Origin of the sequence: Streptomyces sp. CA-251387, assembly GCF_050936625.1 — a bacterium.
In the GTDB taxonomy this organism is placed as follows: Bacteria; Actinomycetota; Actinomycetes; order Streptomycetales; family Streptomycetaceae; genus Streptomyces.
The window spans coordinates 6,604,430-6,629,055 of the sequence record NZ_JBNJMJ010000001.1 but is presented as its reverse complement, the minus strand read 5'-3'; the positions used below and the strand labels follow the sequence as shown (position 1 = coordinate 6,629,055).

General features: G+C 70.4%; 26 protein-coding genes and 1 riboswitch. Of the genes, 7 read left to right on the top strand and 19 right to left on the bottom strand.

What is annotated here, in order from left to right; translation table 11 throughout:
• Nucleotides 1-4: 4 nt before the first annotated feature.
• The 3 genes from ACQEV2_RS29860 to ACQEV2_RS29850 form a co-directional block, all read right to left on the bottom strand.
• Nucleotides 5-1,006 carry a methionine synthase gene (locus ACQEV2_RS29860; protein ID WP_433048123.1) on the bottom strand — a complete coding sequence of 334 codons (1,002 nt, stop codon included), beginning with the start codon at nucleotides 1,004-1,006 and terminating at the stop codon, nucleotides 5-7.
• 250 nt (nucleotides 1,007-1,256) lie between these two features.
• Entirely contained in the window at nucleotides 1,257-1,946 is a 690-nt protein-coding gene (locus ACQEV2_RS29855; RefSeq protein ID WP_433048120.1) for an SDR family oxidoreductase, read from the bottom strand.
• Nucleotides 1,947-2,051: 105 nt separating this feature from the next.
• Entirely contained in the window at nucleotides 2,052-2,591 is a 540-nt protein-coding gene (locus ACQEV2_RS29850) for a TIGR00730 family Rossman fold protein (RefSeq protein ID WP_433048117.1), read from the bottom strand.
• A 50-nt stretch (nucleotides 2,592-2,641) separates the two neighbouring features.
• Here ACQEV2_RS29850 and ACQEV2_RS29845 point away from each other — a divergent pair, with 50 nt between their 5' ends.
• Nucleotides 2,642-2,965, top strand: a complete 324-nt coding sequence (locus tag ACQEV2_RS29845; RefSeq protein WP_433048114.1) for a DUF427 domain-containing protein — start codon at nucleotides 2,642-2,644, stop codon at nucleotides 2,963-2,965.
• Nucleotides 2,966-3,018: 53 nt separating this feature from the next.
• On the top strand, nucleotides 3,019-3,798 hold the full coding sequence (locus ACQEV2_RS29840; RefSeq protein ID WP_433048111.1) for an alpha/beta fold hydrolase: 780 nt from the start codon (nucleotides 3,019-3,021) through the stop codon (nucleotides 3,796-3,798).
• 256 nt (nucleotides 3,799-4,054) lie between these two features.
• Here ACQEV2_RS29840 and mnmA read toward each other — a convergent pair whose 3' ends face one another.
• A complete protein-coding gene (gene mnmA, locus ACQEV2_RS29835; RefSeq protein WP_433048108.1) occupies nucleotides 4,055-5,185 on the bottom strand; it encodes a tRNA 2-thiouridine(34) synthase MnmA in 1,131 nt (376 codons plus the stop codon).
• A gap of 60 nt (nucleotides 5,186-5,245) precedes the next feature.
• Here mnmA and ACQEV2_RS29830 point away from each other — a divergent pair, with 60 nt between their 5' ends.
• Nucleotides 5,246-5,911, top strand: a complete 666-nt coding sequence (locus ACQEV2_RS29830) for an N-acetylmuramoyl-L-alanine amidase (protein ID WP_433048105.1) — start codon at nucleotides 5,246-5,248, stop codon at nucleotides 5,909-5,911.
• A 4-nt stretch (nucleotides 5,912-5,915) separates the two neighbouring features.
• Here the strand turns inward: ACQEV2_RS29830 and ACQEV2_RS29825 are convergent, their stop codons facing one another.
• From ACQEV2_RS29825 to ACQEV2_RS29815, 3 genes are all read right to left on the bottom strand, one after another.
• The gene (locus tag ACQEV2_RS29825) at nucleotides 5,916-7,091 is read right to left on the bottom strand and encodes a cysteine desulfurase family protein (RefSeq protein ID WP_433054882.1); all 1,176 of its coding nucleotides are present in this window, start codon (nucleotides 7,089-7,091) and stop codon (nucleotides 5,916-5,918) included.
• Between the two features lie 211 nt (nucleotides 7,092-7,302).
• Nucleotides 7,303-7,581 carry a DUF4190 domain-containing protein gene (locus tag ACQEV2_RS29820; RefSeq protein WP_433048102.1) on the bottom strand — a complete coding sequence of 93 codons (279 nt, stop codon included), beginning with the start codon at nucleotides 7,579-7,581 and terminating at the stop codon, nucleotides 7,303-7,305.
• A gap of 43 nt (nucleotides 7,582-7,624) precedes the next feature.
• A complete protein-coding gene (locus ACQEV2_RS29815) occupies nucleotides 7,625-7,777 on the bottom strand; it encodes a hypothetical protein (protein ID WP_433048099.1) in 153 nt (50 codons plus the stop codon).
• A 145-nt stretch (nucleotides 7,778-7,922) separates the two neighbouring features.
• On the opposite strand from ACQEV2_RS29815, the gene ACQEV2_RS29810 reads away from it, so the two are divergent.
• On the top strand, nucleotides 7,923-8,549 hold the full coding sequence (locus tag ACQEV2_RS29810; protein ID WP_433048096.1) for a TetR family transcriptional regulator: 627 nt from the start codon (nucleotides 7,923-7,925) through the stop codon (nucleotides 8,547-8,549).
• 149 nt (nucleotides 8,550-8,698) lie between these two features.
• Here ACQEV2_RS29810 and ACQEV2_RS29805 read toward each other — a convergent pair whose 3' ends face one another.
• The 3 genes from ACQEV2_RS29805 to ACQEV2_RS29795 all read right to left on the bottom strand — a co-directional run bounded on the left by ACQEV2_RS29805 (nucleotide 8,699) and on the right by ACQEV2_RS29795 (nucleotide 11,154).
• Nucleotides 8,699-9,091 carry a hypothetical protein gene (locus ACQEV2_RS29805; protein WP_433048093.1) on the bottom strand — a complete coding sequence of 131 codons (393 nt, stop codon included), beginning with the start codon at nucleotides 9,089-9,091 and terminating at the stop codon, nucleotides 8,699-8,701.
• Between the two features lie 112 nt (nucleotides 9,092-9,203).
• Nucleotides 9,204-10,202, bottom strand: a complete 999-nt coding sequence (locus ACQEV2_RS29800; RefSeq protein ID WP_433048090.1) for a helix-turn-helix transcriptional regulator — start codon at nucleotides 10,200-10,202, stop codon at nucleotides 9,204-9,206.
• Between the two features lie 88 nt (nucleotides 10,203-10,290).
• Nucleotides 10,291-11,154: a thioesterase family protein gene (locus ACQEV2_RS29795; protein WP_433048087.1), complete on the bottom strand. Its 864-nt coding sequence runs from the start codon at nucleotides 11,152-11,154 to the stop codon at nucleotides 10,291-10,293.
• Nucleotides 11,155-11,321: 167 nt separating this feature from the next.
• Here ACQEV2_RS29795 and ACQEV2_RS29790 point away from each other — a divergent pair, with 167 nt between their 5' ends.
• Nucleotides 11,322-12,560: an alpha/beta hydrolase gene (locus tag ACQEV2_RS29790; protein WP_433048084.1), complete on the top strand. Its 1,239-nt coding sequence runs from the start codon at nucleotides 11,322-11,324 to the stop codon at nucleotides 12,558-12,560.
• On the opposite strand, the gene ACQEV2_RS29785 is transcribed toward ACQEV2_RS29790, so the two are convergent.
• From ACQEV2_RS29785 to ACQEV2_RS29745, 9 genes are all read right to left on the bottom strand, one after another.
• Nucleotides 12,469-13,125: a trimeric intracellular cation channel family protein gene (locus ACQEV2_RS29785; RefSeq protein ID WP_433048080.1), complete on the bottom strand. Its 657-nt coding sequence runs from the start codon at nucleotides 13,123-13,125 to the stop codon at nucleotides 12,469-12,471. The two genes, ACQEV2_RS29790 and ACQEV2_RS29785, sit on opposite strands and share 92 nt — an antisense overlap.
• 63 nt (nucleotides 13,126-13,188) lie before the next feature.
• Nucleotides 13,189-14,412, bottom strand: coding sequence for an ABC transporter ATP-binding protein (locus ACQEV2_RS29780; RefSeq protein WP_433048077.1), 1,224 nt, complete (start codon nucleotides 14,410-14,412; stop codon nucleotides 13,189-13,191).
• A gap of 23 nt (nucleotides 14,413-14,435) precedes the next feature.
• On the bottom strand, nucleotides 14,436-15,533 hold the full coding sequence (locus tag ACQEV2_RS29775) for an ABC transporter ATP-binding protein (protein ID WP_433048074.1): 1,098 nt from the start codon (nucleotides 15,531-15,533) through the stop codon (nucleotides 14,436-14,438).
• On the bottom strand, nucleotides 15,530-16,528 hold the full coding sequence (locus ACQEV2_RS29770; RefSeq protein WP_433048071.1) for an ABC transporter permease: 999 nt from the start codon (nucleotides 16,526-16,528) through the stop codon (nucleotides 15,530-15,532). Before ACQEV2_RS29770 ends, ACQEV2_RS29775 begins: the two co-directional genes overlap by 4 nt.
• 110 nt (nucleotides 16,529-16,638) lie before the next feature.
• Complete coding sequence (locus ACQEV2_RS29765) at nucleotides 16,639-18,429, bottom strand: ABC transporter substrate-binding protein (protein WP_433048068.1); 1,791 nt, start codon at nucleotides 18,427-18,429, stop codon at nucleotides 16,639-16,641.
• Between the two features lie 67 nt (nucleotides 18,430-18,496).
• Nucleotides 18,497-19,504 carry an ABC transporter permease gene (locus tag ACQEV2_RS29760; protein ID WP_433048065.1) on the bottom strand — a complete coding sequence of 336 codons (1,008 nt, stop codon included), beginning with the start codon at nucleotides 19,502-19,504 and terminating at the stop codon, nucleotides 18,497-18,499.
• 387 nt (nucleotides 19,505-19,891) lie between these two features.
• A complete protein-coding gene (locus tag ACQEV2_RS29755; RefSeq protein WP_433048062.1) occupies nucleotides 19,892-20,692 on the bottom strand; it encodes an enhanced serine sensitivity protein SseB C-terminal domain-containing protein in 801 nt (266 codons plus the stop codon).
• Nucleotides 20,693-20,866: 174 nt separating this feature from the next.
• Nucleotides 20,867-21,658: an enhanced serine sensitivity protein SseB gene (locus ACQEV2_RS29750; RefSeq protein WP_433048059.1), complete on the bottom strand. Its 792-nt coding sequence runs from the start codon at nucleotides 21,656-21,658 to the stop codon at nucleotides 20,867-20,869.
• A 138-nt stretch (nucleotides 21,659-21,796) separates the two neighbouring features.
• Entirely contained in the window at nucleotides 21,797-22,471 is a 675-nt protein-coding gene (locus tag ACQEV2_RS29745; RefSeq protein WP_433048056.1) for an AAA family ATPase, read from the bottom strand.
• A gap of 169 nt (nucleotides 22,472-22,640) precedes the next feature.
• Nucleotides 22,641-22,739, top strand: a riboswitch (glycine riboswitch).
• A gap of 216 nt (nucleotides 22,740-22,955) precedes the next feature.
• Here ACQEV2_RS29745 and gcvT point away from each other — a divergent pair.
• Both gcvT and gcvH read left to right on the top strand, forming a co-directional pair.
• A complete protein-coding gene (gene gcvT / locus ACQEV2_RS29740; protein WP_433048053.1) occupies nucleotides 22,956-24,083 on the top strand; it encodes a glycine cleavage system aminomethyltransferase GcvT in 1,128 nt (375 codons plus the stop codon).
• A gap of 142 nt (nucleotides 24,084-24,225) precedes the next feature.
• Nucleotides 24,226-24,603, top strand: a complete 378-nt coding sequence (gene gcvH / locus ACQEV2_RS29735) for a glycine cleavage system protein GcvH (RefSeq protein WP_433048050.1) — start codon at nucleotides 24,226-24,228, stop codon at nucleotides 24,601-24,603.
• Nucleotides 24,604-24,626 lie beyond the last annotated feature (23 nt).

Genomic DNA, 24,626 nt, shown 5'->3' with positions numbered 1-24,626 from the left:
CCCGTTACTCTGGGTTGTCCGCGAGGGATCTCGCCGCCCGGACGCAGTGGGCGAGAACCTTGCGCGCGTACTCCGGGGAGGCCCCCGCGAGTCCGCACGACGGCGTGACCGTGACCGCCTCCGCGAGAAGCCCCGGTGACAGCCCCAGCCTGCGCCACAGCGTCCTGACACCCATGACGCTACCGGCAGGGTCTGACAATGGGCCGTCCGTGCCCGGGACGACACCTGCGAAGAGCCGGGTCCCCGCTTCCACCGCCTCGCCGATCGCGTCGTCGTCACGCTCGGTGAGGAGGGAGAAGTCGAAGGAGATCGCCGCCGCGCCCGCCCGGCGCAGCAGGGCGAACGGGACGTCCGGTGCGCACGAGTGGACCACGACGGGGCCGTCGCCGTGAACCCCGACGACGTCCCGGAGCGTGGCCTCGACGATCTGCCGGTCCACGGCCCGGTGGGTCCGGTACCCGCTGGCGGTCTTCACGTGTCCGCGCAGGACGGCGACCAGGGAGGGCTCGTCGAGCTGGAGGACGAGCCGGGCGCCGGGCACGCGCCGCCGGACCTCTTCCAGGTGCTGCCGCAGCCCTTCCGTGAGCGAGGCGGCGAGGTCGCGGCAGGCTCCGGCGTCGGAGAGGGCGGCCTCGCCGTTCTTCAGCTCCAGCGCGGCGGCCAGGGTCCACGGCCCGACGGCCTGCACCTTCAACAGCCCTTCGTACCCCTGCGTGAACTCCTCCAGCGCGTCGAGGTCCTCCCCCAGCCACGATCGCGCCCGCTTGGTGTCCCGGCCCGGCCGGTCCCCGATCCGCCACCCGCTGGGCTCCACGCGCGCGTACAGCTCGACGAGCATCCCGGCGGTCCGGCCGATCATGTCCGCACCGGGGCCGCGGGCGGGCAACTCGGCGAGGAACGGGAAGTCCTCGAAGGACCCCGTGACGGTCTTGGCGGCCTCGCGGGCGTCGGTGCCGGGCAGGGAGCCGATGCCGGTGGCGGGGGCGAAGGTGGGGTTGTCGTTCACGTGGTGAAGCCTACGTATGGTTTTCGCCCCCGCCGCCCCTACCCGTCCCATCCTTGAAGGGGCTCCGCCCCCTCCACCCCGCCAGGGGGCTCCGCCCCCTGGACCCCCGCTCCTCAAACGCCGGAGGGGCTGACTTACCCAGCCCGTCCGGCGTTTGAGGACGAGGCCCCTTCAGGGCCGAAGCGGGGGTCTGGGGGCGGCGGCCCCCAGGGACGGGACGGGTAGGGGCGGCGGGGGCGAAGAGCCTCCGTCAGCGCCCGGGGCGCACCGTCACATCGTTGACCTCCGCGTCCCGTGGCAGGTCGATCGCCATCAGGATCGTCGTCGCCACCGACTCCGGGTCGATCCACTTCGAGGCGTCGTACTCCTTGCCCTCCTGCTGGTGGACCTTCGCCTGCATGGGGCTGGCCGTGCGGCCGGGGTAGACCGAGGTGACGCGGATGCCGTTGCCGTGCTCCTCGTGCCGCAGGGAGTCCGCGAGGGCCTTCAGGCCGTGCTTGGAGGCGGCGTACGCGGACCAGTCGGCGTGGGCGTTGAGGCCGGCGCCCGAGTTCACGAAGACCACGTGGCCACGGGTGGCGCGGAGTTGGGGCAGGAAGTGGCGGGTCAGCTCGGCCGGGGAGATCAGATTGACGTTGAGCTGGTGACGCCAGGACTTCGGGGTCAGGTCGCCCACCGGGCCCAGGTCCACGACCCCGGCGATGTGGAGCAGGGAGTCGACCCGGTCCGGAAGCGACTGGTGGGAGAAGGCCCAGGACAGCTTGTCCGGGTCCGCCAGGTCGCCGACCAGCGTCTTCGCACCGGGGAACGCCGCCGCCAGCTCCTTCGCACGGCCCGCGTCGCGCGCGTGGAGGACGAGATCGTCCCCGCGCTCGTGCAGGCGGCGCGCGACGGCGGCGCCGATGCCGGAACCCGCTCCGGTGATCACATGAGTAGCCATGCCCGCCATGCTCGCATCAGTGCGAGGCCACCCCACTCCCCGGCCCACTCACCCCCGGCACACTCGCCCCCGCTCACTCCACTCCCCGGCGCACTGGCCCCCTGCTCACTTCACCCCCCGGCTCTCCTCCAGGTACGCCAGCGCCCCCACCGGCTCCTCCGCGAAGAACACCAGGTCGCTCAGCGGGCGGGGCAGGAAGCCCTCGTCGTCCATGCGGCGGAACTGTTCCTTCAGGCCGTCGTAGAAGCCCGCGGTGTTGAGCAGGACCACCGGCTTGTCCGTGTGGCCGTGCTTCTTCAGTTCCAGGATCTCCGTCGCCTCGTCGAGGGTTCCCGTGCCGCCGACCATGATCACCACGGCGTCGGCCTTCTCCAGGAGCAGCTTCTTGCGCTCGGCGAGATCCTTCGCGATCACCATCTCGTCGACGCCCGGGCGGACCTTGGCGGCCAGGAACTCGACGGAGACCCCGACGAGCCGCCCGCCCGCCTCCTGCACCCCGTCGGCGACCACCTTCATCAGCCCGACGTCGGAGCCGCCCCACACGAGCGTGTGCCCGCCCTTGCCCAGCAGTTTCGCGAACTCGCGCGCGGGGCGCGTGTAACGGTCGTCGAGGTCGGCGGCGGAGAGGAAGACGCAGATTCGCATGGAACCACCGTATGCGGGAAGAACCGGGGGCCCGCGAACGCTTTTCGGGTATGGCTGACGGACACACGATCACGATCGAGCAGGGCACACAGCGCGTACGGGTCGTCCACGGCGACCAGGTCCTGGCGGAGAGCGACCGGCCGCTCGTCCTGCGGGAGACGGGCTGTCCCGTGCGGTACTACATCCCGGCCGAGGACGTACGACTGGACCTGCTGACGCCCTCCGACACGCACACTTACTGCCCGTTCAAGGGAACGGCCTCCTACTGGTCGCTGCCGGACGCGGCGGACCTGGTCTGGGCGTACCTCGACCCGAAGCCGGACGTGGCCGAGATCAAGGACCACCTCTGCTTCTACGAAGTACAAGTGTCGTGACGCGCCGCTCGCCTCACCGATGAGTTCCGTGCCGTACGGCAGTCTCCACAGGCATGGACAAGAAGACCATTTCGCGCGACGGCACCTCCATCGCGTACGAGAGCACCGGTCAGGGTCCGGCGGTGATCCTCGTCAGCGGCGCGATGTCCACCGGGGGCACGGTGGCGCCGCTGGCCGTTCCCCTGTCGGAGCGCTTCCGAGTCGTCGTGTACGACCGTCGGGGGCGTGGCGAGAGCGGTGACACGAAGCCGTACGCGGTGGAGCGCGAGGTCGAGGACCTCGCCGCGCTGATCGAGGCGGTGGGCGGCGAGGCGGCGCTGTGCGGCGTCTCGTCGGGCGGCGCGCTGGTGCTGGAGGCGGCGGCGAGCGGGCTGCCGGTGCGTCAGGTGGCGGTGTACGAGGTGCCGTTCGCCGTCTACGAGGGCGGCGCGAAGGAACGCGCGGAGTACACCGCGCGGCTGACCGAGGCACTCGAGCAGGGTCGTCGCGGGGATGCCGTCGAGCTGTTCCTGCGGCTGACCGGGATGGCCGAGGAGATGATCCAGGGCGCCCGCCACTCCCCCATGTGGCCCGGCATGGAGTCGATCGCGCCGAGCCTCGCCTACGACGACGCCGTGATGGGCGACGGTCTGGTGCCCCGGGAACGGCTGGCCTCGATCACGGTCCCGGCGCTGGCCGTCGCGGGCGGCGCGAGCCCCGCGTGGATGCGCGAGGCGGCGCGGGCGATCGCGGAGGCCGTGCCGGAGGGAACGTACCGGAGCTTGGAGGGGCAGACCCACATGGTGGAGCCGGGCGTCCTCGGGCCGGTGCTGGTGGAGTTCTTCGGGGGGTGACCGGGGCGACCGGGGCCGGGCACGCGCGTGTGCCACGGGGGAGCACACGCGCGTGTTCCCTTTCGCGCGGCACGGCTGTGTCACTGCCTACGCCTTCGCGCGCCACGCGTCTGTGCCGACTTACCCCATCGAGCGGCACGCGTGTGTGCCGGCCTACCCCTTCGAGCGGCACGCGTGTGTGCCGGCCCACCCCTTCGAGCGGCACGCGCGTGTGCCTGTCCCCCTGGGAGCGGGACGCGGGTGTGTCTACGCCGGCTCAGGCCACGCCCGCCGTCGCGCGCACCGTGGACGCGATCGTCGCCGAGCCCACCACGCGCGTGCCGTCGTACAGGACGATCGCCTGGCCGGGGGCCACGCCGCGGACCGGCTCGGTGAACGTGACTTCCAGGGAGTCGTCGACGAGTTCGGCGGTGACTTCCGTCTCGCCGCCGTGGGCGCGGAGCTGGGCGGTGTAGGTGCCGGGGCCGGTCGGGGCGGCGCCGCACCAGCGGGGCTTGATGGCGGTGAGGGCGGTGACGTCCAGGGCGGACGCCGGGCCGACCGTCACCGTGTTGTTCACGGGCGAGATGTCGAGGACGTAGCGCGGCTTGCCGTCGGCGGCCGGGGTGCCGATGCGCAGGCCCTTGCGCTGGCCGATGGTGAAGCCGTACGCACCCTCGTGGGTGCCGAGCTTGGCGCCGGACTCGTCGACGATGTCGCCCTCCGCCTTGCCGAGGCGGGAGGCGAGGAAGCCCTGGGTGTCGCCGTCGGCGATGAAGCAGATGTCGTGCGAGTCGGGCTTCTTGGCGACCGCCAGACCCCGCCGCTCGGCCTCGGCCCGGATCTCGTCCTTCGTCGTCACCGTGTCGCCGAGCGGGAACATGGCGTGCGCCAGCTGCTTCTCGTCGAGGACGCCGAGGACGTACGACTGGTCCTTGGCCATGTCGGAGGCGCGGTGCAGCTCGCGGGTGCCGTCCTCCTTCAGCACGACCTTGGCGTAGTGGCCCGTGCAGACGGCGTCGAAGCCCAGGGCGAGCGCCTTGTCCAGCAGCGCGGCGAACTTGATCTTCTCGTTGCAGCGCAGGCACGGGTTCGGGGTCCGGCCGGCCTCGTACTCGGCGATGAAGTCCTCGACCACGTCCTCGCGGAAGCGGTCGGCGAGGTCCCAGACGTAGAAGGGGATGCCGATGACGTCGGCGGCGCGGCGGGCGTCGCGGGAGTCCTCGATGGTGCAACAGCCCCGCGCGCCCGTGCGGAAGGACTGGGGGTTCGCGGAGAGCGCGAGGTGGACGCCGGTCACGTCGTGCCCCGCCTCGGCCGCGCGGGCGGCGGCGACGGCGGAGTCGACCCCGCCGGACATGGCGGCGAGGACGCGGAGGGGGCGGGAGCGCTGCGGGGTGTCAGTCATAGCCCTTCCAGGGTACGGGGGCGTGGGAACCAGAGCCCGCGAGTATCCGTTGACGATCACATGGGACAGCGGAAGGCTCCGAAGGACGGCGACCGGAAGGTCGGGCGTCGCGCGTTGCTGATCGGTGGGACGGTGGCCGCGGCGGGCTCGGCCGTGCTGGCCCGCGATGAGCTGGCGCGCCTGTGGTGGCGGGTGCCCGGCGTGGAGAAGCCGCGCAAGGAGGGCGAGGTCGACTATGCCGGCGCGCGGTGGGTGGCGGCGTCGGACGCGAACTGGAGGCGGGCTGACCGTCCCGACGACTACGGCATAGACATGGTGATCATCCATGTCACCCAGGGCAGCTTCGACAGCGCGGTGAAGGTGTTCCAGGACCCGGAGCACGGGGCGGCCGCGCACTACATCGTCCGTAAGGACGGCCACATCACGCAGATGATCCGCGAGCTGGACGTGGCGTACCACGCGGGCAACCGCGACTACAACGAGCGCAGTGTCGGCATCGAGCACGAGGGCTTCGTGGACCGGCCGCAGGACCTCACGGACGAGATGTACGAGGCGTCGGCGCGGCTCACGGCCCGGATATGCGCGCGGTACGACATCCCCGTCGACCGCGAGCACATCATCGGGCACGTGGAGGTCCCGGGGACCGACCACACGGATCCCGGCAAGCACTGGGACTGGGACCGGTACATGAAGCTCGTTCGGGCGGCGCGTACGGCGCCCGCGTAGCGGCCTACGTGAGCCCCGCCGCCCGCGCCCGTTCCACCGCCGGGCCGATCGCCTTGGCGACCGCCTCGACGTCGGCCTCCGTGGAGGTGTGGCCGAGGGAGAAGCGGAGGGTGCCGCGGGCCAGGTCGGGATCGGTGCCGGTGGCGAGGAGGACGTGGCTGGGCTGGGCGACGCCGGCGGTGCAGGCGGAGCCGGTGGAGCACTCGATGCCCTGGGCGTCCAGCAGCAGGAGCAGGGAGTCGCCCTCGCAGCCCGGGAAGGTGAAGTGCGCGTTGGCCGGGAGGCGGCCGCCGGGTGCCGGGTCGCCGCCGAGGATCGCATCCGGGACCGCCGTACGGACCGCCTCGACCAGGGCGTCGCGCAGGGCGCCGATCTCGTTCGCGAACCACTCGCGCTGCTCGGCGGCGAGGCGGCCGGCGACCGCGAAGGAGGCGATCGCGGGGACGTCGAGGGTGCCGGAGCGGACGTGGCGCTCCTGGCCGCCGCCGTGCAGGACGGGTACGGGGGTGTACTCGCGGCCTAGGATCAGGGCTCCTATCCCGTACGGGCCGCCGATCTTGTGGCCGGAGACGGTCATCGCGGCGAGGCCGGAAGCGGCGAAGTCGACGGGGACCTGACCGAAGGCCTGAACGGCGTCGGCATGCAGGGGGACGTCGAACTCCCTTGCCGTGTCGGCCAGTTCGCGGATCGGCATGACCGTGCCGATCTCGTTGTTTGCCCACATCACGGTGGCCAGGGCGACGTCGTGGGGGTTGCGGGCGATGGCTTCGCGCAGGGCGTCCGGGTGGACGCGGCCGTAGGAGTCGACCGGGAGGTACTCGACCGTGGCGCCCTCGTGCTCGGCGAGCCAGTGGACGGCGTCGAGGACGGCGTGGTGTTCGACGGGGCTGGCGAGGACCCGGGTGCGGGTGCCTGCCGGGTCGGCGTCGCGGCGGGACCAGTACAGGCCCTTGACCGCGAGGTTGTCGGCCTCGGTGCCGCCGGAGGTAAAGACGACCTCGCTGGGGCGGGCGCCGAGCGCTTCCGCGAGGGTCTCGCGGGCCTCCTCGACGGTGCGCCTCGCGCGGCGGCCGGATGCGTGGAGGGAGGAGGCGTTGCCGGTGACGCTCAGCTGGGCGGTCAGCGCCTCTGCCGCCTCCGGGAGCATCGGGGTGGTCGCGGCGTGGTCGAGGTAAGCCATGGTGGCCATGATTCTAAGGGGCGCCGGTAAGGGGGCCCGTGTCAAGGTTCCCCGGGGTGCTGCGAGGTCGTACGCCTTACCCGCGTGGCCCTGGAGGCCGATGGCGGTCGGGCCCGGCGCTGCAGGCCGTGCCCACTCTCCCCCGCTCTCCCCCGCTCTCGGCTGCGCTCGCGGCTCGTCCCCAGCCGCTCGCCGTCGGCTCGGGCAGGGCCTAGAAGCTCCACGACAGCGTGTTGTCCACCTGCATGAACGTCAGCAGGACCAGCAGGTCGGCGACGCCCAGGCCCATGCCGAGGAGTGCCCTGCCCCTGCGGTTCGTGCCGCGCCAGAGAGCCACCGCCGCCAGGACGATGGCGGTCGGGCCGAGGAAGAGGTTGAAGACGAGGAGGCCGATGAGGCCGAGGATGAAGGACGCCACGGCCATGCCGTCGGCATCGCGGGTGCGCGTGCGGGTGCCGGGGCGACCGGTGGCCGGTGCGGTGAGTTGCATGGGTGTCAGCTCCTGAGAGGTCGGTACGGACCGGTGGACGGAGTCAGTTGCGGCGTGCGTGGCGCTCGCGGGCGGCGAAGACGGCCAGCCAGACGGCGATCACGACAGCGGCGACGGCGGTGAAGCCGAGCGGCGCGTGGGCCACGGTGCCCAGCAGCACACCCAGCAGCAGGAGTGCGGCGACGAGGAACAGCATGAGATGGATCCCCCTCCGAGATCTCTCGCGTCGATCTCACTCGTTACATTTCGGTGAACAGTTGTAGTAACAGTTGTTCACTGACTCCAAGTCTAGCGCGCCCCACGGCTTTTCAATTCCAGAGAACAGTTGTTAACTGCATGGTATGAGTCACACCCTCGGCATCCGGCAGGCCCAGAAACAGAAGACCCGGCAGGCGCTCCTGGACGCGGCGTTGGGCCTGCTGGAGGAGCAGAGCCTGAGCAGTCTGGGGCTGCGCGAGGTCACCCGCGAGGTCGGCGTCGCCCCGACGGCCTTCTACCGGCACTTCCGCTCCACCGCCGATCTCGGCGTCGCCCTCGTCGAGGAGGCGCTCGGCAGCCTGCACCCGATGATCCGCTCGATCGTCTCCTCGCCCGGCGAGGCCGACCAACGCGTAGAGCGCGCCGTCGGTTTGATCGCCCAGCATGTCGCGACCCATCCGGCCCACGTCCGCTTCATCGCCCGCGAGCGGCACGGCGGAGTGCAGTCGGTACGGGAGGCGATCCAGGACCAACTGGCCCGTTTCGCCGACGAAGTGAAGGACGCGCTCACCAAGGACCCGGTGTCCGAAGGCTGGAACGACGACGACCTCCTCATGCTCGCCAACCTCTACGTCGACCAGATGCTGATGACGGCCTCCCTCTTCCTGGACGTCCTGGACGCACCGGAAGAGGAACGCCGGCGCGTCGCCCAGGTCGCGACCCGCCAGATGCGGCTGATCAGCATCGGCCGTGAGCACTGGCTGGACTGAGCGTCGGCAGCACGGGGGCCGCAGCAGGCGCAACAGAAGGGGCGGCACCCCCGTTCACCGGGAGTGCCCGCCCCTGTTGTCGTCCGCCAGAAGTGCCGGCCCTGTTGTCTTTCGCCGGAAGTGCCTCCCCGGCCGTACGTCGAGCCCCGTCAGCTCTTGGTCGCCGTCGCAGCCGCGCTCGGCGCGCCGCTCGGCGCACCGCTGGGCGCCGCCCCGCCGCCCTGGCCCCCGCCCGGACCGCCACAGCCGCCACCCTGCCCGCCGCCGGGGCCGCCCTGGCCGCCAACCTGGTCGGCACCACCCTGTCCCCCACCGGGGCCGCCACTGGGCGCACCGGACGGCTGGGCGGTCGGGGCGCCCGACGGAGCCCCGCTCGGTGCCCCCGACGGAGCCCCGCTCGGCGGCTGGCACGACGCCGATGACTGCCCGCCGGAGTTGCCGCTGTTCGAGGTCGACGACGTGTCGCCGGACCCGCAGGCCACCAGGGCCAGGGGCGAGAGCGCCAGCAGGTCCACGGCGGGGAGGAGACGCGCACGCTTCATGAGAAACAGCTCCAGGGAGGATGAGGAAGTGCTGTGCGGGAACTCAACCAACGCCGCTTAGGGCTTCCTTGAGGCCTCGCTGTAAGCGGCCTGTGCCAGGAGCAAAGCGCACCTAAAGGGACCCAGCTGACCTGCGGGTTTCCTCGGAGCCTGGCCTTACTCGCTGGTACAGGGCCGTGACAGAAGCGGCCGCCCGCGCCAGTTCCTCCCGCACCTCGGGCGGCGAGACGACCTCCACCCGGTCCGAGAACTGCAGGAGTTGGCGGGCCTCGCCGACAACTCCCAGCGAGAGACGGGTGGTGGCCCAGTCGCCCTCGACCTCCGGCAGGGAGATCAGCGACGACGCCATGAGCCGCAGAAACAGGTCGAGCCGGTCGCGTCGTACCCGCACGATGACGTCGATCCCGCCGGGCCGCTCCTCCACCTGGCGGCGCAACACCTCCCAGGCGTCGGCGAGTTCGACGCCCGGCCGCCGCCGCACCGCGTCGTCCAGCACGGTCGCCGACCGCACCCGGTCGGCGCGGAACAACTGCGGTTTCCCGCGCCGGTCCGCGACCAGGTACCAGACGCCGGCCTTCGAGACCAGGCCGTACGGGTCGACGGTGTACGTCCGCGGCTCCTGCTCCCCACCGTGCCGGTACCGCAGCCGGAGGCGGCGGTCGGAGAACACCGCGTCCTGCAACACGTCCAGGTCCACGGCGGGTTGGGGGCCGCCCTTCCAGCGTGTGGCGTCGACGAGGATACGGCGGGAGGTCACCTCGGCGGCCGGGCGGTGCGGGGCCGGCAGGGCCGCCATGACCTTGCGCAGTGCCGAGCCGAGCGCGGCGTCCAGGCCGAGGGCCGCGTGTGCGCCCTGTGCGGCCAGGATGAACAGGGCGCGGGATTCGTCGGCTGTGAGGCCGGTGACGTCGGTGCGGAAGCCGGCGAGCAGCTCTATCCCGCCGTGTCGCCCGCGCTCGGCGTAGACCGGGACGCCTGACGTGGAGAGAGCCTCTACGTCCCGGTAGACGGTGCGGACCGATACCTCCAGCCGCTCGGCGAGTTCTCGTGCGGGGATTCGGCCTCGGGTCTGGAGGAGCAGGAGGATCGAGAGGAGGCGGTCGGACTTCACGTGGTCAGGCTATGAGGGATGGTGCGCCTATTGACCAGCGCGGCGGAGCCGCACATCGATACAGCCCCGCGCCCCTGAAGGGGGCTCTTCAGCTCAGCCTTGCTCGCGCCAGTTGCCTCGACTGGGCCACCAATCTGTCCGCGCTGTCCCAGACCTCCGCGTCCTCCTCAAGGAAGCCGCCCGCGAGGTTGCGGGTCGTGATCGACACGCGCAGCGGTCCCGGCGCCGGTCGGCACCGCACATGCACGGTCAGCTCGACCGTCGGGACCCAGCCGGAGATGCCGATCTCGAAAGCGGTCGGGGGCAGTGCGTCGACCGCCAGGAGCAGGGAGAAGGGGTCGGGGTCGCGGCCGTCGGCGAGGCCGAACCAGGCTCGCATCTCGCCCTTGCCCGAGGGCTGACCGAGCGCCCAGCCCAGGGTGGAGGGGTCGAGCTTGAGCATCAGGCGGTCGGCGATGGCCGAGCTGCCGGAGACGGGGGCAGGACCGTCCTCGGGGCCGAAGCACTGGTCCAGCGGCGGGATCGCGGGCGGCTTCGCCGTCGTGCGGACGTCGTCGGGGAGGGAGTCCAGGTCGCCGTAGGACGCGAGGACGCGGATCCGTTCGACCTCGCGGCCCTGCTCGTCGTACTGGAAGAGCGAGGCCTGTCCGGTCGACAGCGTCCGCCCGGTGCGTACCACGTCCGTGCGGACGACCGCCGGGCCCGGCTGGGACGCGGTCAGGTAGTGCGCGGAGATGGTGAACGGGTCGCCGTGCGGCAGGGCGTCCGCGAGGGCGCGGCCCAGGACGGCCAGCAGATAGCCGCCGTTGACGGCGCTGATGATGGTCCAGCCCGCCGAGAGGTCGATGTCGTAGACGCCGGGTTCGCGCCGGGTGAGCGCGGTGTCGCGGTCGAACTCGCTGTCGCCGATGGTGGCCCGCGGGGCCGTCGGTGCGGAAGCTGCTTCTGGCATGGATGAACCGTACAACAGCCAACTACTAAGCGGTAGCTTTGGTGGCGGGTGAGGAGACGTCCGGGCAGCGTCCACGTGTGTCAAGGCGCATTGAGATGTGGGCAACTTTTCGGTAAGTGTCGGCACCCGTCCGAAACCTGAGACGGCGATAAGCCCTCTATCGGGACATGAGTCTCACCGGGACCGCGTTCCTCTACACGCTCTTCGCGCTGTGCGTCGTCGCCGTCGTGCTGCCGCTGGTCCTCTGGTCGCGGGTGCGCGGGCCGAGGGTCGTGCGGGCCGCCGCCAGGGTGCTGATGGTGCTGTTCGCCCAGGGCACGGCGGTCGCCCTGGTCTTCACGCTGGTCAACAACTCCAACCAGCTGTACGACAACTGGGGCGACCTGCTCGGCACCAGCGACCATGTGCAGGAGGCCGCCGACCTCGGGGCGAGCGGCACCGGCGGGATCGCGCTGGAGAAGCTGCCCAAGGTCCGGCAGGCCTTCAAGCAGGCCAAGGGGCCGGGCATGCGTGCGGACGGCGGGGTGCTCGTCACCCAGCTCAAGGGCCGGGTGTCCGGAGTGCACGCCGAGGTCCACGTCTGGCTGCCGCCGCAGTACCACGACCCGGCCTACCGCGATCACCGGTTCCCGGTCGTCGAGGTGCTGCCGGGCTATCCGGGCTCCTCGAAGGCGTGGTACGGGACGATGGACGCGCCCCAGCAGCTGGCACCGCTGATGCGCAGCGGGCAGATCGCGCCGTTCATCATCGTCTCGCCGCGCACCACACTGCTCCCCGGCCAGGACACCGGCTGCGCGAACATCCCCGGCAAGGTGAACGCCGACAGCTGGCTCAGCATCGACGTGCCGAAGATGGTCATGGACAACTTCCGGGCGCAGGCCGCGCCGGACGGCTGGGCGGTGGCCGGGTACTCGGCGGGCGCGCACTGCGCGGCGAAGCTCGCCGTCGCCCACCCCGACCGCTACCGGGCCGCGGTGAGCATGTCCGGCTACAACGACCCCATCGCCGTACCCCAGTCACTCGCCGGCAAGTCCCCGGCCCTGCGGGCGGCGAACAACCCGTATGTGCTCCTGAAGGGCGCCCCTGTGCCGCCGCGCGTCGCGCTCTACCTGTCCGGCCAGCCCAAGGACGGGTACGAGGCGGCGATGGCCCTCCGGCGCGTGGCGAAGGCGCCCACGACCGTGGACGTGGTGTTCATCCCGAGCAGTGCGGGAGGCCACACCATGGCGCTGTGGAAGCCGCAGGTGGTGCCGGCGTTCCGCTGGCTGACCGAGGTGATGGGGACCGGGCAGCGGACCCGGACGGCGCCGGGGACTACTCCTCTCGCACCGTCGACCGCCGGTTCCAGGCCCGCGGAGCTCGCCAGTGGAACCGCATCGCGAGCAGGCGCAGAACGAAGGCCGTGACGGCCGCGAGGGTGCTGGTGAGCGGGTTCAGGGCGTCGTAGTGGATGCACAGGACGACCATCGTGGCGCCGACGATCGCCGGGACCGCGTACAGGTCGCGGTCCCAGCGCAGCAGTGACGGCACCTCGTTGGCGAGGACGTCCCGCAGCACACCGCCGCCGACGGCGGTCGCGAGGCCGAGGGTGGCGGACGCGGTGAGGTTGAGGCCGTAGTCGTACGCTTTCGTCGTCCCGGCGACGCAGAACAGGCCGAGGCCCGCCGCGTCGAAGACGTTCACGCCGGTCTGGATGCGCTCCACGTGCGGGTGGAGGAAGAAGACGAGGAGCGCGGCGAGCAGCGGGGTGAGGAAGTACCCCAGGTCCGTGAAGGCGGCCGGGGGTACGGCGCCGATGACCACGTCCCGGAACAGCCCGCCGCCCAGGGCCGTGACCTCGGCGAGGACGGCGATGCCGAAGACGTCGAAGTTCTTGCGGACGGCCAGCAGGGCGCCGGAGATCGCGAAGACGAAGATGCCGATCAGGTCGAGCGTGTGCTGGACGGACGGGCTGAACAGTTGCTGGAGCACCCTGCCATTCTTACGCAGCAAAACGCCCCCACCTTGCAAAGCAAGGTGGGGGCCGGAGCGCTCTTACTTGTTCTCGTCCTTTGACGGCTCCGTGGACTCTTCGGAATCCGTCGTTCCCGTAGCCGCCTCGGCCTTCACCTCCGCCGCCACCGCCGCCGACGTCTCCGCGGACTCGGCCAGCACCTCGTCGGCGACCAGCTCCGCCGCCTCCTTGGCCGCGGTCAGCAGCACCGTGTCCTGCGGCTGCTGGTCCTCGAAGTTCTCCGGGTGGTGGCAGGCGACGCGCTGGCCGGGGCGCAGCTCGACGAGCGGCGGCTCGGCCGTCGTGCAGATCTGCGTCGCCTTCCAGCACCGGGTGTGGAAGCGGCAGCCGCTCGGCGGGGAGATCGGCGAGGGAACGTCGCCCTTGAGCAGGATGCGCTCGCTCTTGGCGTTCCTGCGCCTGGGGTCCGGTATCGGGACCGCCGACATCAGCGCCTTGGTGTACGGGTGCATCGGCGTCTTGTAGAGCAGGTCGCGGTCGGCCAGCTCCACGATCTTGCCGAGGTACATCACCGCGATCCGGTCCGAGACGTGCCGGACGACCGAGAGGTCGTGCGCGATGATCACGTACGTCAGGCCCAGCTCCTCCTGGAGGTCGTCGAGGAGGTTGACGACCTGTGCCTGGATGGACACGTCCAGCGCGGAGACCGGTTCGTCCGCCACCACGAGCTTGGGGTTGAGCGCGAGCGCGCGGGCGATGCCGATGCGCTGGCGCTGGCCGCCGGAGAACTCGTGCGGGTAGCGGTTGTAGTGCTCGGGGTTGAGGCCCACGACCGACAGCAGCCGCTGGACCTCCTTCTTGATGCCGCCCTCGGGCGTGACGCCCTGGAGCCGGAAGGGGGCGCCGATGATCGTGCCGATGGTGTGGCGCGGGTTCAGCGAGGAGTACGGGTCCTGGAAGATCATCTGCACGTCGCGGCGCATCGGGCGCATCCCGCTGACGCCGAGGTGCGTGATGTCCCGGCCCTCGAACTCCACCGTGCCGGCGGTCGGTTCGAGCAGCCGGGTGATCAGCCGGCCCATCGTCGACTTGCCGCAGCCCGACTCGCCCACCACGCCGAGGGTTTCACCGGCCCGGACCTCGAAGTCGATGCCGTCGACCGCGTGCACCGCGCCGACCTGCCGCTGGAACAGGCCCTTCTTGATCGGGAAGTGCTTCTGCAGCCCGGTCACCTTCAGCAGGACCTCGCCGGGGGCGGCGTCCTTGGTGAGGGTGGCACCGTCGCTCTTCGCGGGAGTGGTCACAGCCGTGTCCTTGGATTTCTCGCTCACAGCTTCGGCGCAATCTCTTCGGTCCAGATACGCTCCCGCTGCTCCTGGGTCATGTGGCAGGCGGCCCAGTGCCGGCTGCCGACCTCGGTCAGCTCGGGGCGGACCGTGCGGGTGACGTCGTCCTTCGGGATGTCCGCGTACGGGCAGCGCGGGTGGAAGGCGCAGCCGGACGGGACGTTGATCAGGGAGGGCGGGGAGCCCTTGACCGGGATCAGGCGCTCCTGCTGCTCGCGGTCCAGGCGCGGCATCGAGCCGAGCAGGCCCCAGGTGTAGGGGTGGCGGGGCTCGTAGAAGACCTTCTCGGCCGGTCCGCGCTCGACACAGCGGCCGCCGTACATCACCAGGATGTCGTCGGCCAGCTCGGCGACGACGCCCAGGTCATGGGTGATGATGATGACCGCCGAGCCGAACTCCGTCTGGAGGTCGCGGATGAGGTCCAGGATCTGCGCCTGGACGGTGACGTCGAGGGCGGTCGTCGGCTCGTCCGCGATGAGCAGTTCGGGGTTGTTCACCAGCGACATCGCGATCATCGCGCGCTGGCGCATACCGCCGGAGAACTCGTGCGGGTAGCTGTCGACCCGCTTGTCCGGCTGTGGGATGCCCACCCGGTCGAGCATCTCGACGGCACGGCGCTTCGCGGTCTTCTTGTCGACGTCGTGGTGGATGCGGTACGCCTCCACGATCTGGTGGCCGATCGTGTAGTACGGGTGCAGCGCGGACAGCGGGTCCTGGAAGATCATCGCCATGTCGCGGCCCCGCAGCTTGCGCACGTGGTCCGGGTCGGCGGACAGCAGCTCGGTGCCGTTCAGCCAGATCTCGCCGGAGATCTGCGCCTTGCGCTTGCCGTACTGGCCGGCGGTGTGCAGGCCCATGATGCCGAGCGAGGTCACCGACTTGCCGGAGCCCGACTCGCCCACGATGCCGAGGGTCTTGCCCTTCTCCAGCTGGAAGCTGAGCCCGTCGACGGACTTGACCAGGCCGTCGTCGGTCGGAAAGTGCACCTTCAGGTCGCGCACTTCCAGGAAGGAGGCCGGGGCCGGCGAGGTGCCCGTGGGCTCCCCCACGGCCGCTCCGGTCTTGCTGAGTTCCGTCATGCGAGCCTCACTCGGGGGTCGATCACGGCGTACAGGACGTCCACCACGAGGTTGGCGATGAGCACCGCGAGAGAAGTGATCAGGGTGACGCCCAGGATGACGGGCAGGTCCTGGTTCTTGATCGCGTTGAGCACCGCCTGGCCGAGGCCGGGCAGGCTGAACGTGGTCTCGGTCAGGATCGCGCCGCCGATGAGGGCGCCGAGGTCCATGCCCAGCATGGTCAGGATGGGCGTCATCGTCGAGCGCATGGCGTGCTTGCGGATGACGACGCCCTCGCGCAGGCCCTTGGCGCGGGCGGTGCGGATGTAGTCCTCGCCGAGGATCTCCAGCATGGTGGCGCGGGTGATCCGGGCGTACATCGCCGCGTACAGGAACGCGAGGGTGATCCACGGGAGGATCATGCCGCCGAGCCAGCCGGTGAAGCTCTCCTCCAGTGGCACGTACTCCGCGTTGATCCAGCCCAGACCGTAGGAGAAGATCGCCAGGCTGAGCAGACCGGTGAAGTAGATGGGCAGGGAGACACCCGCGAGGGCGACGACCATCGCGCTGCGGTCCCACAGGGTGCCCCGCTTGAGGGCGGAGAGGACACCCGCCGCGACACCGAACAGCAGCCACAGCACGGCGGCACCGAGTGCGAGCCCCAGGGTCACCGGGAAGCGGTCGGTCAGCACCGGCCAGATGGCCTGCTCGCTGCGGAACGAGTAGCCGAAGCAGGGCGCGGCGCACTCCGTGATGTCACCGCCGGCCGCGTAGGTGCGGCCCACGAAGATGCCCTTGAAGAACTCCCAGACCTGGACGTAGATCGGTTCGCTCAGGCCGAGCTTCTGCCGCACGGCCTCGACGGCCGCAGGGTCGGCCTGCTTGCCCACGAAGCTGGTGGCGATGTCGACACCCGCCCACTTCGGGACGAGGAAGAAGATGCCGAAGACCACCATGACGATGACCACGAGCATCACTGCGGCGGCGAAGAGCCGCCTGATCAGATAAGCGAGCACAGATCTCGGCCCGCCGCGGACCGTGGGCCACCGGAGGTCGTCCGATGGCCCACGGTCACGCCGCGCCGGCCTTCACCTGCCTTTCGTGCCGTACGGCGGGTGTGCCGGGGTTACTTCGCGGACTTCAGGCCGAGGTTGACGAAGTCGTACATGCCGCTGTACGCGTCCGTCGTGTAGACGTTGGCCAGGTTGTTCCCGCGCCAGTTGATGAACTTCTCGAAGACGAAGGGCAGGTAGTAGCCGCCCTCCATGACCTTGTGGTTGATCTCCGTGGCGATCTTGACCTTGCCGGCGTCGTCCAGCGTGGTGACGTACTGGTTGAACAGGCCGTCGATCGTCTTGTCCTTGATCAGGGCGTAGTTGTTGTTGCCGCTCTCGAGGATGTACTTGCTGCTCCACAGCGGCAGACCGTAGCCCTGGACGGACGGGAAGTCCGGGCCCCAGCCCATGATGATGATGCCGTAGCCCTTCTTCTTCACGTTCGAGGGGCTGCCGATGATGCCGGAGCTCTGCGAGCCGTCGTACTGGTCGATGTCGACCGTGATGCCGACCTGCTTCAGCGAGGCCTGGAGGGACTCGGCGGTGGCCACCTCGGCCGGCTTGTTGTTGCGGACGGCGATGGTGGTCTTGAAGCCGTTCGGCTGGCCGCAGGCCTTCAGCTCTTCCTTGGCCTTGGCGACGTTGCCCTTCTTGTTGGCACCGGCGAGCTCGTACGGGTCGTACTTCTGGCCCTCGGCGCCCGGGACGGACGGCGGCAGCATGTTGGTGCCGATGTCACCACCGGCGACCGGGCCGCCGCGCGCGTTCTGCAGCGAGACGTGGTCGGCGCCGTAGATCACGGCCTTGCGGCAGTGGATGTTGTCGAACGGCTTCACACTCTGCGGGAAGACCGCGTAGCGGATGTAGCCGGAGACCGGGTTGTCCAGGTTGGCCTTGTGCTGCTTCAGGGCGGTGGTGCGGCCCTGCGGCGACATACCGGTCTGGTTGATGTCCAGGTCGTAGTCGCCGGCGATCAGGCGGGCGTCCATGTCGTTGGCGTTCGTGAAGAACTTGACCGTGATCTTGTCCGGGTAGGCCTTGCGGATCGGGTCCGAGGCCTGCTTCCACTCGGTGTTGCGGACCAGCGTCAGGTCCTTGCCCGGGTTGTACGACTGGAACTTGTACGGGCCGGAGGAGAACGGGTGCAGGCCGTACTTGGACTTGGTGTCCTTGTCCTGGCGGACCGGGGACGCCGAGGTCAGGGCCAGCATCTCCTCGAAGTCGGAGTTGGCCTGCGGCAGTTTGAAGACGATGGTCTTGTCGTCCGGCGTCTCGATGGCCTTCAGGCCCAGCTTGTCCGCGGCCTTGTCCTTGTACGGGCCCGGGTACTCGCCCTTGGGGTCGAGCACGTCCTTCAGGTAGACCGGGCCGCCGGACAGCACGTCCTGCGCCCACTGGCGCTCGATGCCGTACTTGATGTCCTTGGAGGTGATCGGCTTGCCGTCCTCCCACGTGACCCCGTCACGCAGGGTGTACGTGTAGGTCTTGCCGTCGTCCGAGATCTTGGCGAGCCCGGTGGCGAGGTCGGGAGTCAGCTCGGCGCCGGCCTTGCCGGGCTCGGCCTTGCCCGTGACGAGCTGGCGGCTGTAGTAGCGCGAGAAGTTCCACATGAAGCCGTAGTAGCCACGCGTGGTGTCCCACGAGTCGGCGTCCTGGACACCGGCGAACTTCAGCGTGCCGCCCTTCTTGGCGAGGGAGGCCTGGGCAACCTTGTTGTTCGCGGCGTCGAAGCCCGGCGCGCCGCCCTTCGACCCCTCGTTGTCGTTGCCGCCGCCGCACGCCGCCGTGGTCAGCAGCGCGGCGACCACGGCGGCAGCGGCCATGGCCTGCTTGCGCCGCCCTGAGGTGCGTTGGGTAGTCACGATCTCGGATCCTCCGGATTTGAAGAGAGACCCCGTGTGGTGCCACGGGTCACTTGCGTACGGCAGTTCAGCGGGAGCCCTTCGGGTCCAGCGCGTCACGCACGCCGTCGCCGAAGAGGTTGAAGGCAAGAACGGTGATGAAGATCGCCACGCCCGGGATCACCATGTACATGGGGTCCGAGTCGTAGTAGTCGATCGCGCTCGAGAGCATCTGCCCCCAGGAGGCCGTGGGCGGCTTGACGCCCACGCCCAGGAAGCTGAGTGCCGCCTCGGTGAGGATGTTGGTGGGGATCATCATCGTCGTGTACACGATGATGGGGGCGACGAGGTTGGGCAGCAGTTCCTTGAACAGGATGTAGAACCGCCCGGCGCCGAGCGATCGGGCCGCCTCGACGTACTCCCGCTCGCGCAGCGAGAGCGTCTGGCCGCGGACCACGCGTCCGATGTAGGGCCAGCCGAAGAAGCCGATGACCAGGATCATCACGAACAGGCGGACACCGGTGCCGGTCAGCCCGAGCATCTCGTTCGGCATGACCGAGACCAGCGCGATGATGAACAGCAGCTGCGGGAAGGCCAGCAGGCCGTCCATGACCCGGCTGATGACCGAGTCGACCCAGCCGCCGAAGAAGCCGGCCAGGACGCCCAGGACGGTGCCGATGACGACGGCGACCAGCGCGGACAGGAAGCCGACGAGGAGCGAGATCCGGGCGCCGTAGACGATGCGCGCGAAGATGTCGCGGCCGCTGACCGGCTCGACACCCAGCAGGTGCTCGCCGCTGATGCCGCCGAGCGACCCGGTCGGCGTGCCGAACAGCGGGTCGATCAGGTCCTCGTGGTGCGTCTCCGGGTCCTGGCCCACCAGGTTGGCGATCACCGGCGCGAGCAGGGCGACGGCGATGAGCACGAGCACCACGACACCGCCCGTGAGGGCGAGTTTGTCCCGCTTCAGCCGCTCCCAGGCGATCCGTCCCAGGGAGCGCCCCTGTACGGCCTTGGCGCCGGTGGTGGCGACCGCCGCCTCTTCGGCCGCGCTGGGGGCAGCTTCCGCGGTCGGCTCGTGCAGTGGTGCCGTCATCAGGCAGGGACCCCTCTTCGATTCAACCGGCGGTAGCCGGCCCGCGCTTGCCGCTGTGGCGGCGTGATCAGTCCGTTGTACTCGTTCCTCGCACAGAGGGGCGAGCACCCCTGGAGCGGGAGTCTTCAACGCTTCAGCGTTTTGTTGCCAGAGTTGGCGAGGAAAGGATGCGCAACCGTGATGCTGTCTGGGGGGTTCCGTTATCCGAACAGCAGGTAACGACCGTCGGACGCCCATCAGTTGGGGCGTATGAGGGCGGACCGGGACCTTCCGATCGCATCTACGCGCGGAGATCCGCCTGTGAAACCGAAGTCGATGGCCGTCTGGGCCTGCGACAGTGCGGGTGCAGACTGAACAGTAGGTTAGCCGGAGAACGATCAGCGCTGATCAGTAACGACCCTGCGCCGGAGGGTAACCGTAGCCCGCCGCCGGAGCCTGCGCGGGGGCGACGGCGTGGGCCTCGCGGTCGTAGAAGGGCCGGGCGCTCGCGCGCATCCACATGGCGACCGGGTCGTACTCGTCGGACATCGCCACGGTCGAGACGGGCAGCCCGTCCGGGACCGCGCCGATCGACTGCGACATCATCGAGCGCACCGAGTCCACGGCGGGCGGGCTGGTGTCGTACACGTCGAGCCCGATCGCGAGATAGGGCGCACCGAGCGCCGGCTGCACCCAGGCGCGGCGCAGGGAGCGGACGGCCGGGGTGCGGTGGGCGTTCTGCGCGAGCAGGGCGTAGAACTGCGGGATCTCGATGGCGGGCTCCGACAGGCGCAGCGGGCCGGCGGGCTGGCGGTCCAGGCCGGTGGCGATGCGGCGCAGGTCGAGCCAGGGGATGCCGACGCCCCCGCCGGGGGCGTGCGGGTTGAGCCAGAGGCCGTAGTGGTCCGGGTAGAGGGTGCGGGCGACGTCGACGCCGTCGACCACTTCGTAACTGCGGTTCCAGCCGCTGGCCGACAGTTCCTGGGCGGAAGTGACGCACGGGGCGTAGCCGTGGCCGTCGACCTCCATGTTTCCGTACTGGGCGTCCGGGGAGCCGGCCTGGCCGTGCCACAGCAGCATCCAGACCTGGCCGGCGGACGGGGTCGCGAGCGCGCGGAGGAGCGCCTCGTAGGCGTCGTAACGCCCCGGCGTCACCTGGCGCAGCATGTGCTCGACCTGTCCGGTCGCCGCGGTGCCGCTCGCGCTCACCTTTTACCGCCCTTTCGGGAAACAGCCGTTTTCGCAACCAGCTTAAGCGTTGAGAGCTCGGGACTTGATGTGGTCTGCGGGCCGCGGGCCCTGTGCGGCTTGCCGCGCGCACGCGGGGAGCCGCACATCGATGCAGCCCCGCGCCCCTGAAAGGGCGCTGCCCCTCAGGGACCCCTAGAAGTCCCGCTGGTAGAAGGGCCTCACCTTCGCGCGCATCCACTCGATCACCGGATCCTGGGCCACGTCCAGCAGGACCAAGTTGACCGGCCACTGGATCGGGACCTTGCCCAGGGCTCGGCCCAGGGCGTCCGTCGGAGCGGCGCGCAAGTCGCCCTCCCACTGGGAGAGTTCCACGCCTATGAACATCACGGGGGCGGCCGTCTCGATCGCTGCCAGGCAGCGGCGGGCCGTGAGGACGACGCCGGTTTCGGCGAACTCGGCCGACGCCGCCGCGAGGAAGTCGACCGGGTCGTCCTGCCAGTCGGGTTCGTAGAGCTTGACGCGGCCCCCGGAGGTGAGGCCGTCCAGCGGGGTGCGGCCCACGCGGCAGAGCTCGGCCACCGCCGCCGGGGGCAGGGGAACGCCGACCACGCCGTCCGGGTTGACGGCGATGCCCACCTGCGGGGGCAGGCCGCGGGCGAACTCCACGGCCGGGGCGACGGTGTACGACATGTGGGAGCCGACGACCTGGCGGAACTGCTCCTCGGAGCTGAAGACCGGGACGTATGCCTGCCCCTCGATCTCCATCGTGGGCAGGTCCAGCGGGCCGCTGTGCGGGCCGCCCCCGTTGGGCAGGGGCACCCAGACGAAGCTGCGGCCCAGCACCTCGATGATCCGGCCGCCCGCCGACGGCAGGCCGAGGGAGGCCGAGAGCACCTCCTCCAGCTCGTTGCCGGGCCAGCCGCCGTGCGGGTGGAGGTGTGTCTGTGCCGGGAAGTCCGCGGGGAGATCCGCTGGGAAGTCCATCTGTCTGACCGCCTGCTGTGAACCACGTCTGTGGCCCAAAAGGCTATCCGGTGTCGGGGCGGGGCAGGTCCAGAGTGGGGCAGGTCCAGTGTGGGGCAGGCCCAGAGTGGGGCAGGTCCGGGCAGGCCCTGGGGGACCTCAGCCCGTGAACCCGATCCGGCGCAGTACGTCCGCCGCCGACCGGTCGATCAGTACCGCCGAGCCGCAACCCTGGGGCAGGTCGCCCTTCTCCACGGAGTGGAGCAGGCGGGCGGCCGCTCTGCGGTGGCGCAGGAAGGCGTAGCGGGAGACGCCTCGGCCGCGCTCGCGCTGGCCTTCCAGGGCGGCGTCCGGAGCGACGTCCAGCAGGAGCAGGTGGAGGGTGCCGCCGCGGCGGCGGGCCTCGCGGGCCAGCCAGCCGCGCACCCAGGCCTGGGTCCCGCAGTCGTGCACGACGACGCCCTCGCCGGAGCGCAGGGCGCGGCGCAGTCCGGCGTAGTGCGCGAGGCGTACCAGAGGGCGGTAGACGCCGTAGGGGAGGAAGCCGGGCATGCGGGCGTCCCAGCGGTCCCGGGTGTCCTGGGAGTCGATGCGGATGCCCTTCACCGTCCGCTCCATCAGCGTGGACTTGCCGCTGCCGGGCAGGCCGGTGACCACGACGAGGTCCTTGGGGCCGAAGAGCAGGGCGTGCGGGCTGTGGCCGGAGCGCTCGCGCAGGTCGCGGACGACGGGTGCGGGACACGTGCCGCGGGCATCGGCGGCCGGGGCCGCGGGCTGCTTGGGCAGCGCGATGCCCGAGGTCGTGGCGTACGCCGTGGTGCGGTTCACCGTCATCGTCCTCCTCCGGGGTCAGGATTCCCCATCCCCACTGAGCGTAAAGAGAAGGTAATGGAGGATCTCTCGCGTTTTCGTTCGCTTCCCGCCACAAGCCGGTTACAGAGGTGGCCTGCCACAGACGAGCCCGGCATGCAATGATGTCCGCGCCAACTGCATACCGGCCGTTTGAATCCGCGCGGGAGAGTTCCCAGCAGTGCATCGCTGGGACGCCGAAGGAGCAAGTCCCTCCCTTGAATCTCTCAGGCCCCGTTACCGCGCGGGCGAGGCACATCTGAAAAGCGGGCCGTCCCTCTCTTCGAGACGTTCGAGTCTTCGAGCAGAGGCGTGGCTCCACCCAAGGTGCAAGCCGTGATCGTCCCCGTGGCGGTCGTGGCGAACCTCTCAGGTTCCGATGACAGATGGGGAGGAACGACCTCGCCCTCCCCACGCTCGAATTCGCTCGCGCGGGGGACCCCCATCGCCCCTGGGAGACGACCGACCGATGAGCAGTACCGAACCCACTGGACCGCGCCGCACCGCGCTCGATGCCCTGCATCGCTCGCTCGGCGCGACGATGACCGACTTCGCCGGCTGGGACATGCCGCTGCGCTACGGCTCCGAGCGCGACGAGCACAACGCCGTGCGCACCAAGGCCGGTCTGTTCGACCTCTCCCACATGGGCGAGATCACCGTCACCGGCCCGCAGGCGGCCGCCTTCCTGAACTACGCCCTGGTCGGCAACATCGCCTCCGTCGGCGTCGGCCGCGCCCGCTACACCATGATCTGCCGGGCCGACGGCGGCATCCTCGACGACCTGATCGTCTACCGGCTCGCCGAGACCGAGTACATGATCGTCGCCAACGCCTCCAACGCCCAGGTCGTGCTGGACGCGCTGACCGAGCGGGTCGCCGGCTTCGACGCCGAGGTACGTGACGACCGGGACGCGTACGCCCTGATCGCCGTCCAGGGTCCCGAGTCCCCGGGAATCCTGAAGTCACTCACCGACGCCGACCTCGACGGCCTGAAGTACTACGCCGGCCTGCCCGGCACCGTCGCCGGCGTCCCCGCCCTCATCGCCCGCACCGGCTACACCGGCGAGGACGGCTTCGAGCTGTTCGTGAAGCCGGAGCACGCCGTCGAGCTGTGGCAGGCCCTGACCAAGGCGGGCGAGGGCGTCGGCCTGGTCCCGTGCGGCCTGTCCTGCCGGGACACCCTGCGGCTGGAGGCGGGCATGCCGCTGTACGGCCACGAGCTGTCGACTTCCCTCACGCCCTTCGACGCCGGGCTCGGCCGGGTGGTGAAGTTCGAGAAGGAGGGCGACTTCGTCGGGCGCGAGGCGCTCGCCGAGGCCGCCGCCCGTGCCTCGGAGAACCCGCCGCGCGTCCTGGTCGGCCTGGTCGCCGAGGGGCGTCGCGTCCCGCGTGCCGGGTACCCGGTCGTCGCCGGCGGCGAGGTCATCGGCGAGGTCACCTCGGGTGCGCCCTCCCCCACGCTGGGCAAGCCGATCGCCATGGCGTACGTCGACGCGGCGCACTCGGCGCCGGGCACGGCCGGGGTCGGCGTGGACATCCGCGGCAGCCACGAGCCGTACGAGGTCGTGGCGCTGCCGTTCTACAAGCGGCAGAAGTAGCACCAGAAGCGGCAGAACCCGCGCCAGACGGAGAGACTGGCAGCGGCCCGTGCGTGACCCTGCGCACATTTCCGCTGCTCACGCACGTTTCCAGCTGTCCCCCATTCATCACCACTCCCGCGCGTACAGGAGAATTCAGGCCATGAGCAACCCCCAGCAGCTGCGCTACAGCAAGGAGCACGAGTGGCTGTCGACCGCCGAGGACGGCGTCGCGACGGTCGGCATCACCGAGTTCGCGGCCAACGCGCTCGGCGATGTCGTCTACGCCCAGCTCCCCGAGGTCGGCTCGACCGTGACCGCGGGTGACACCTGCGGCGAGCTGGAGTCGACCAAGTCGGTGTCCGACCTGTACTCCCCGGTCACCGGCGAGGTCGTCGAGGTCAACGAGGACGTGACGAACGACCCGTCGCTGGTGAACTCCGCCCCCTTCGAGGGCGGCTGGCTGTTCAAGGTACGCGTCACGGAGGAGCCGGCCGACCTGCTCTCCGCCGACGAGTACGACGCCCACACCGCCGGCTGAGGAGTCGTATCCCCCTATGTCTG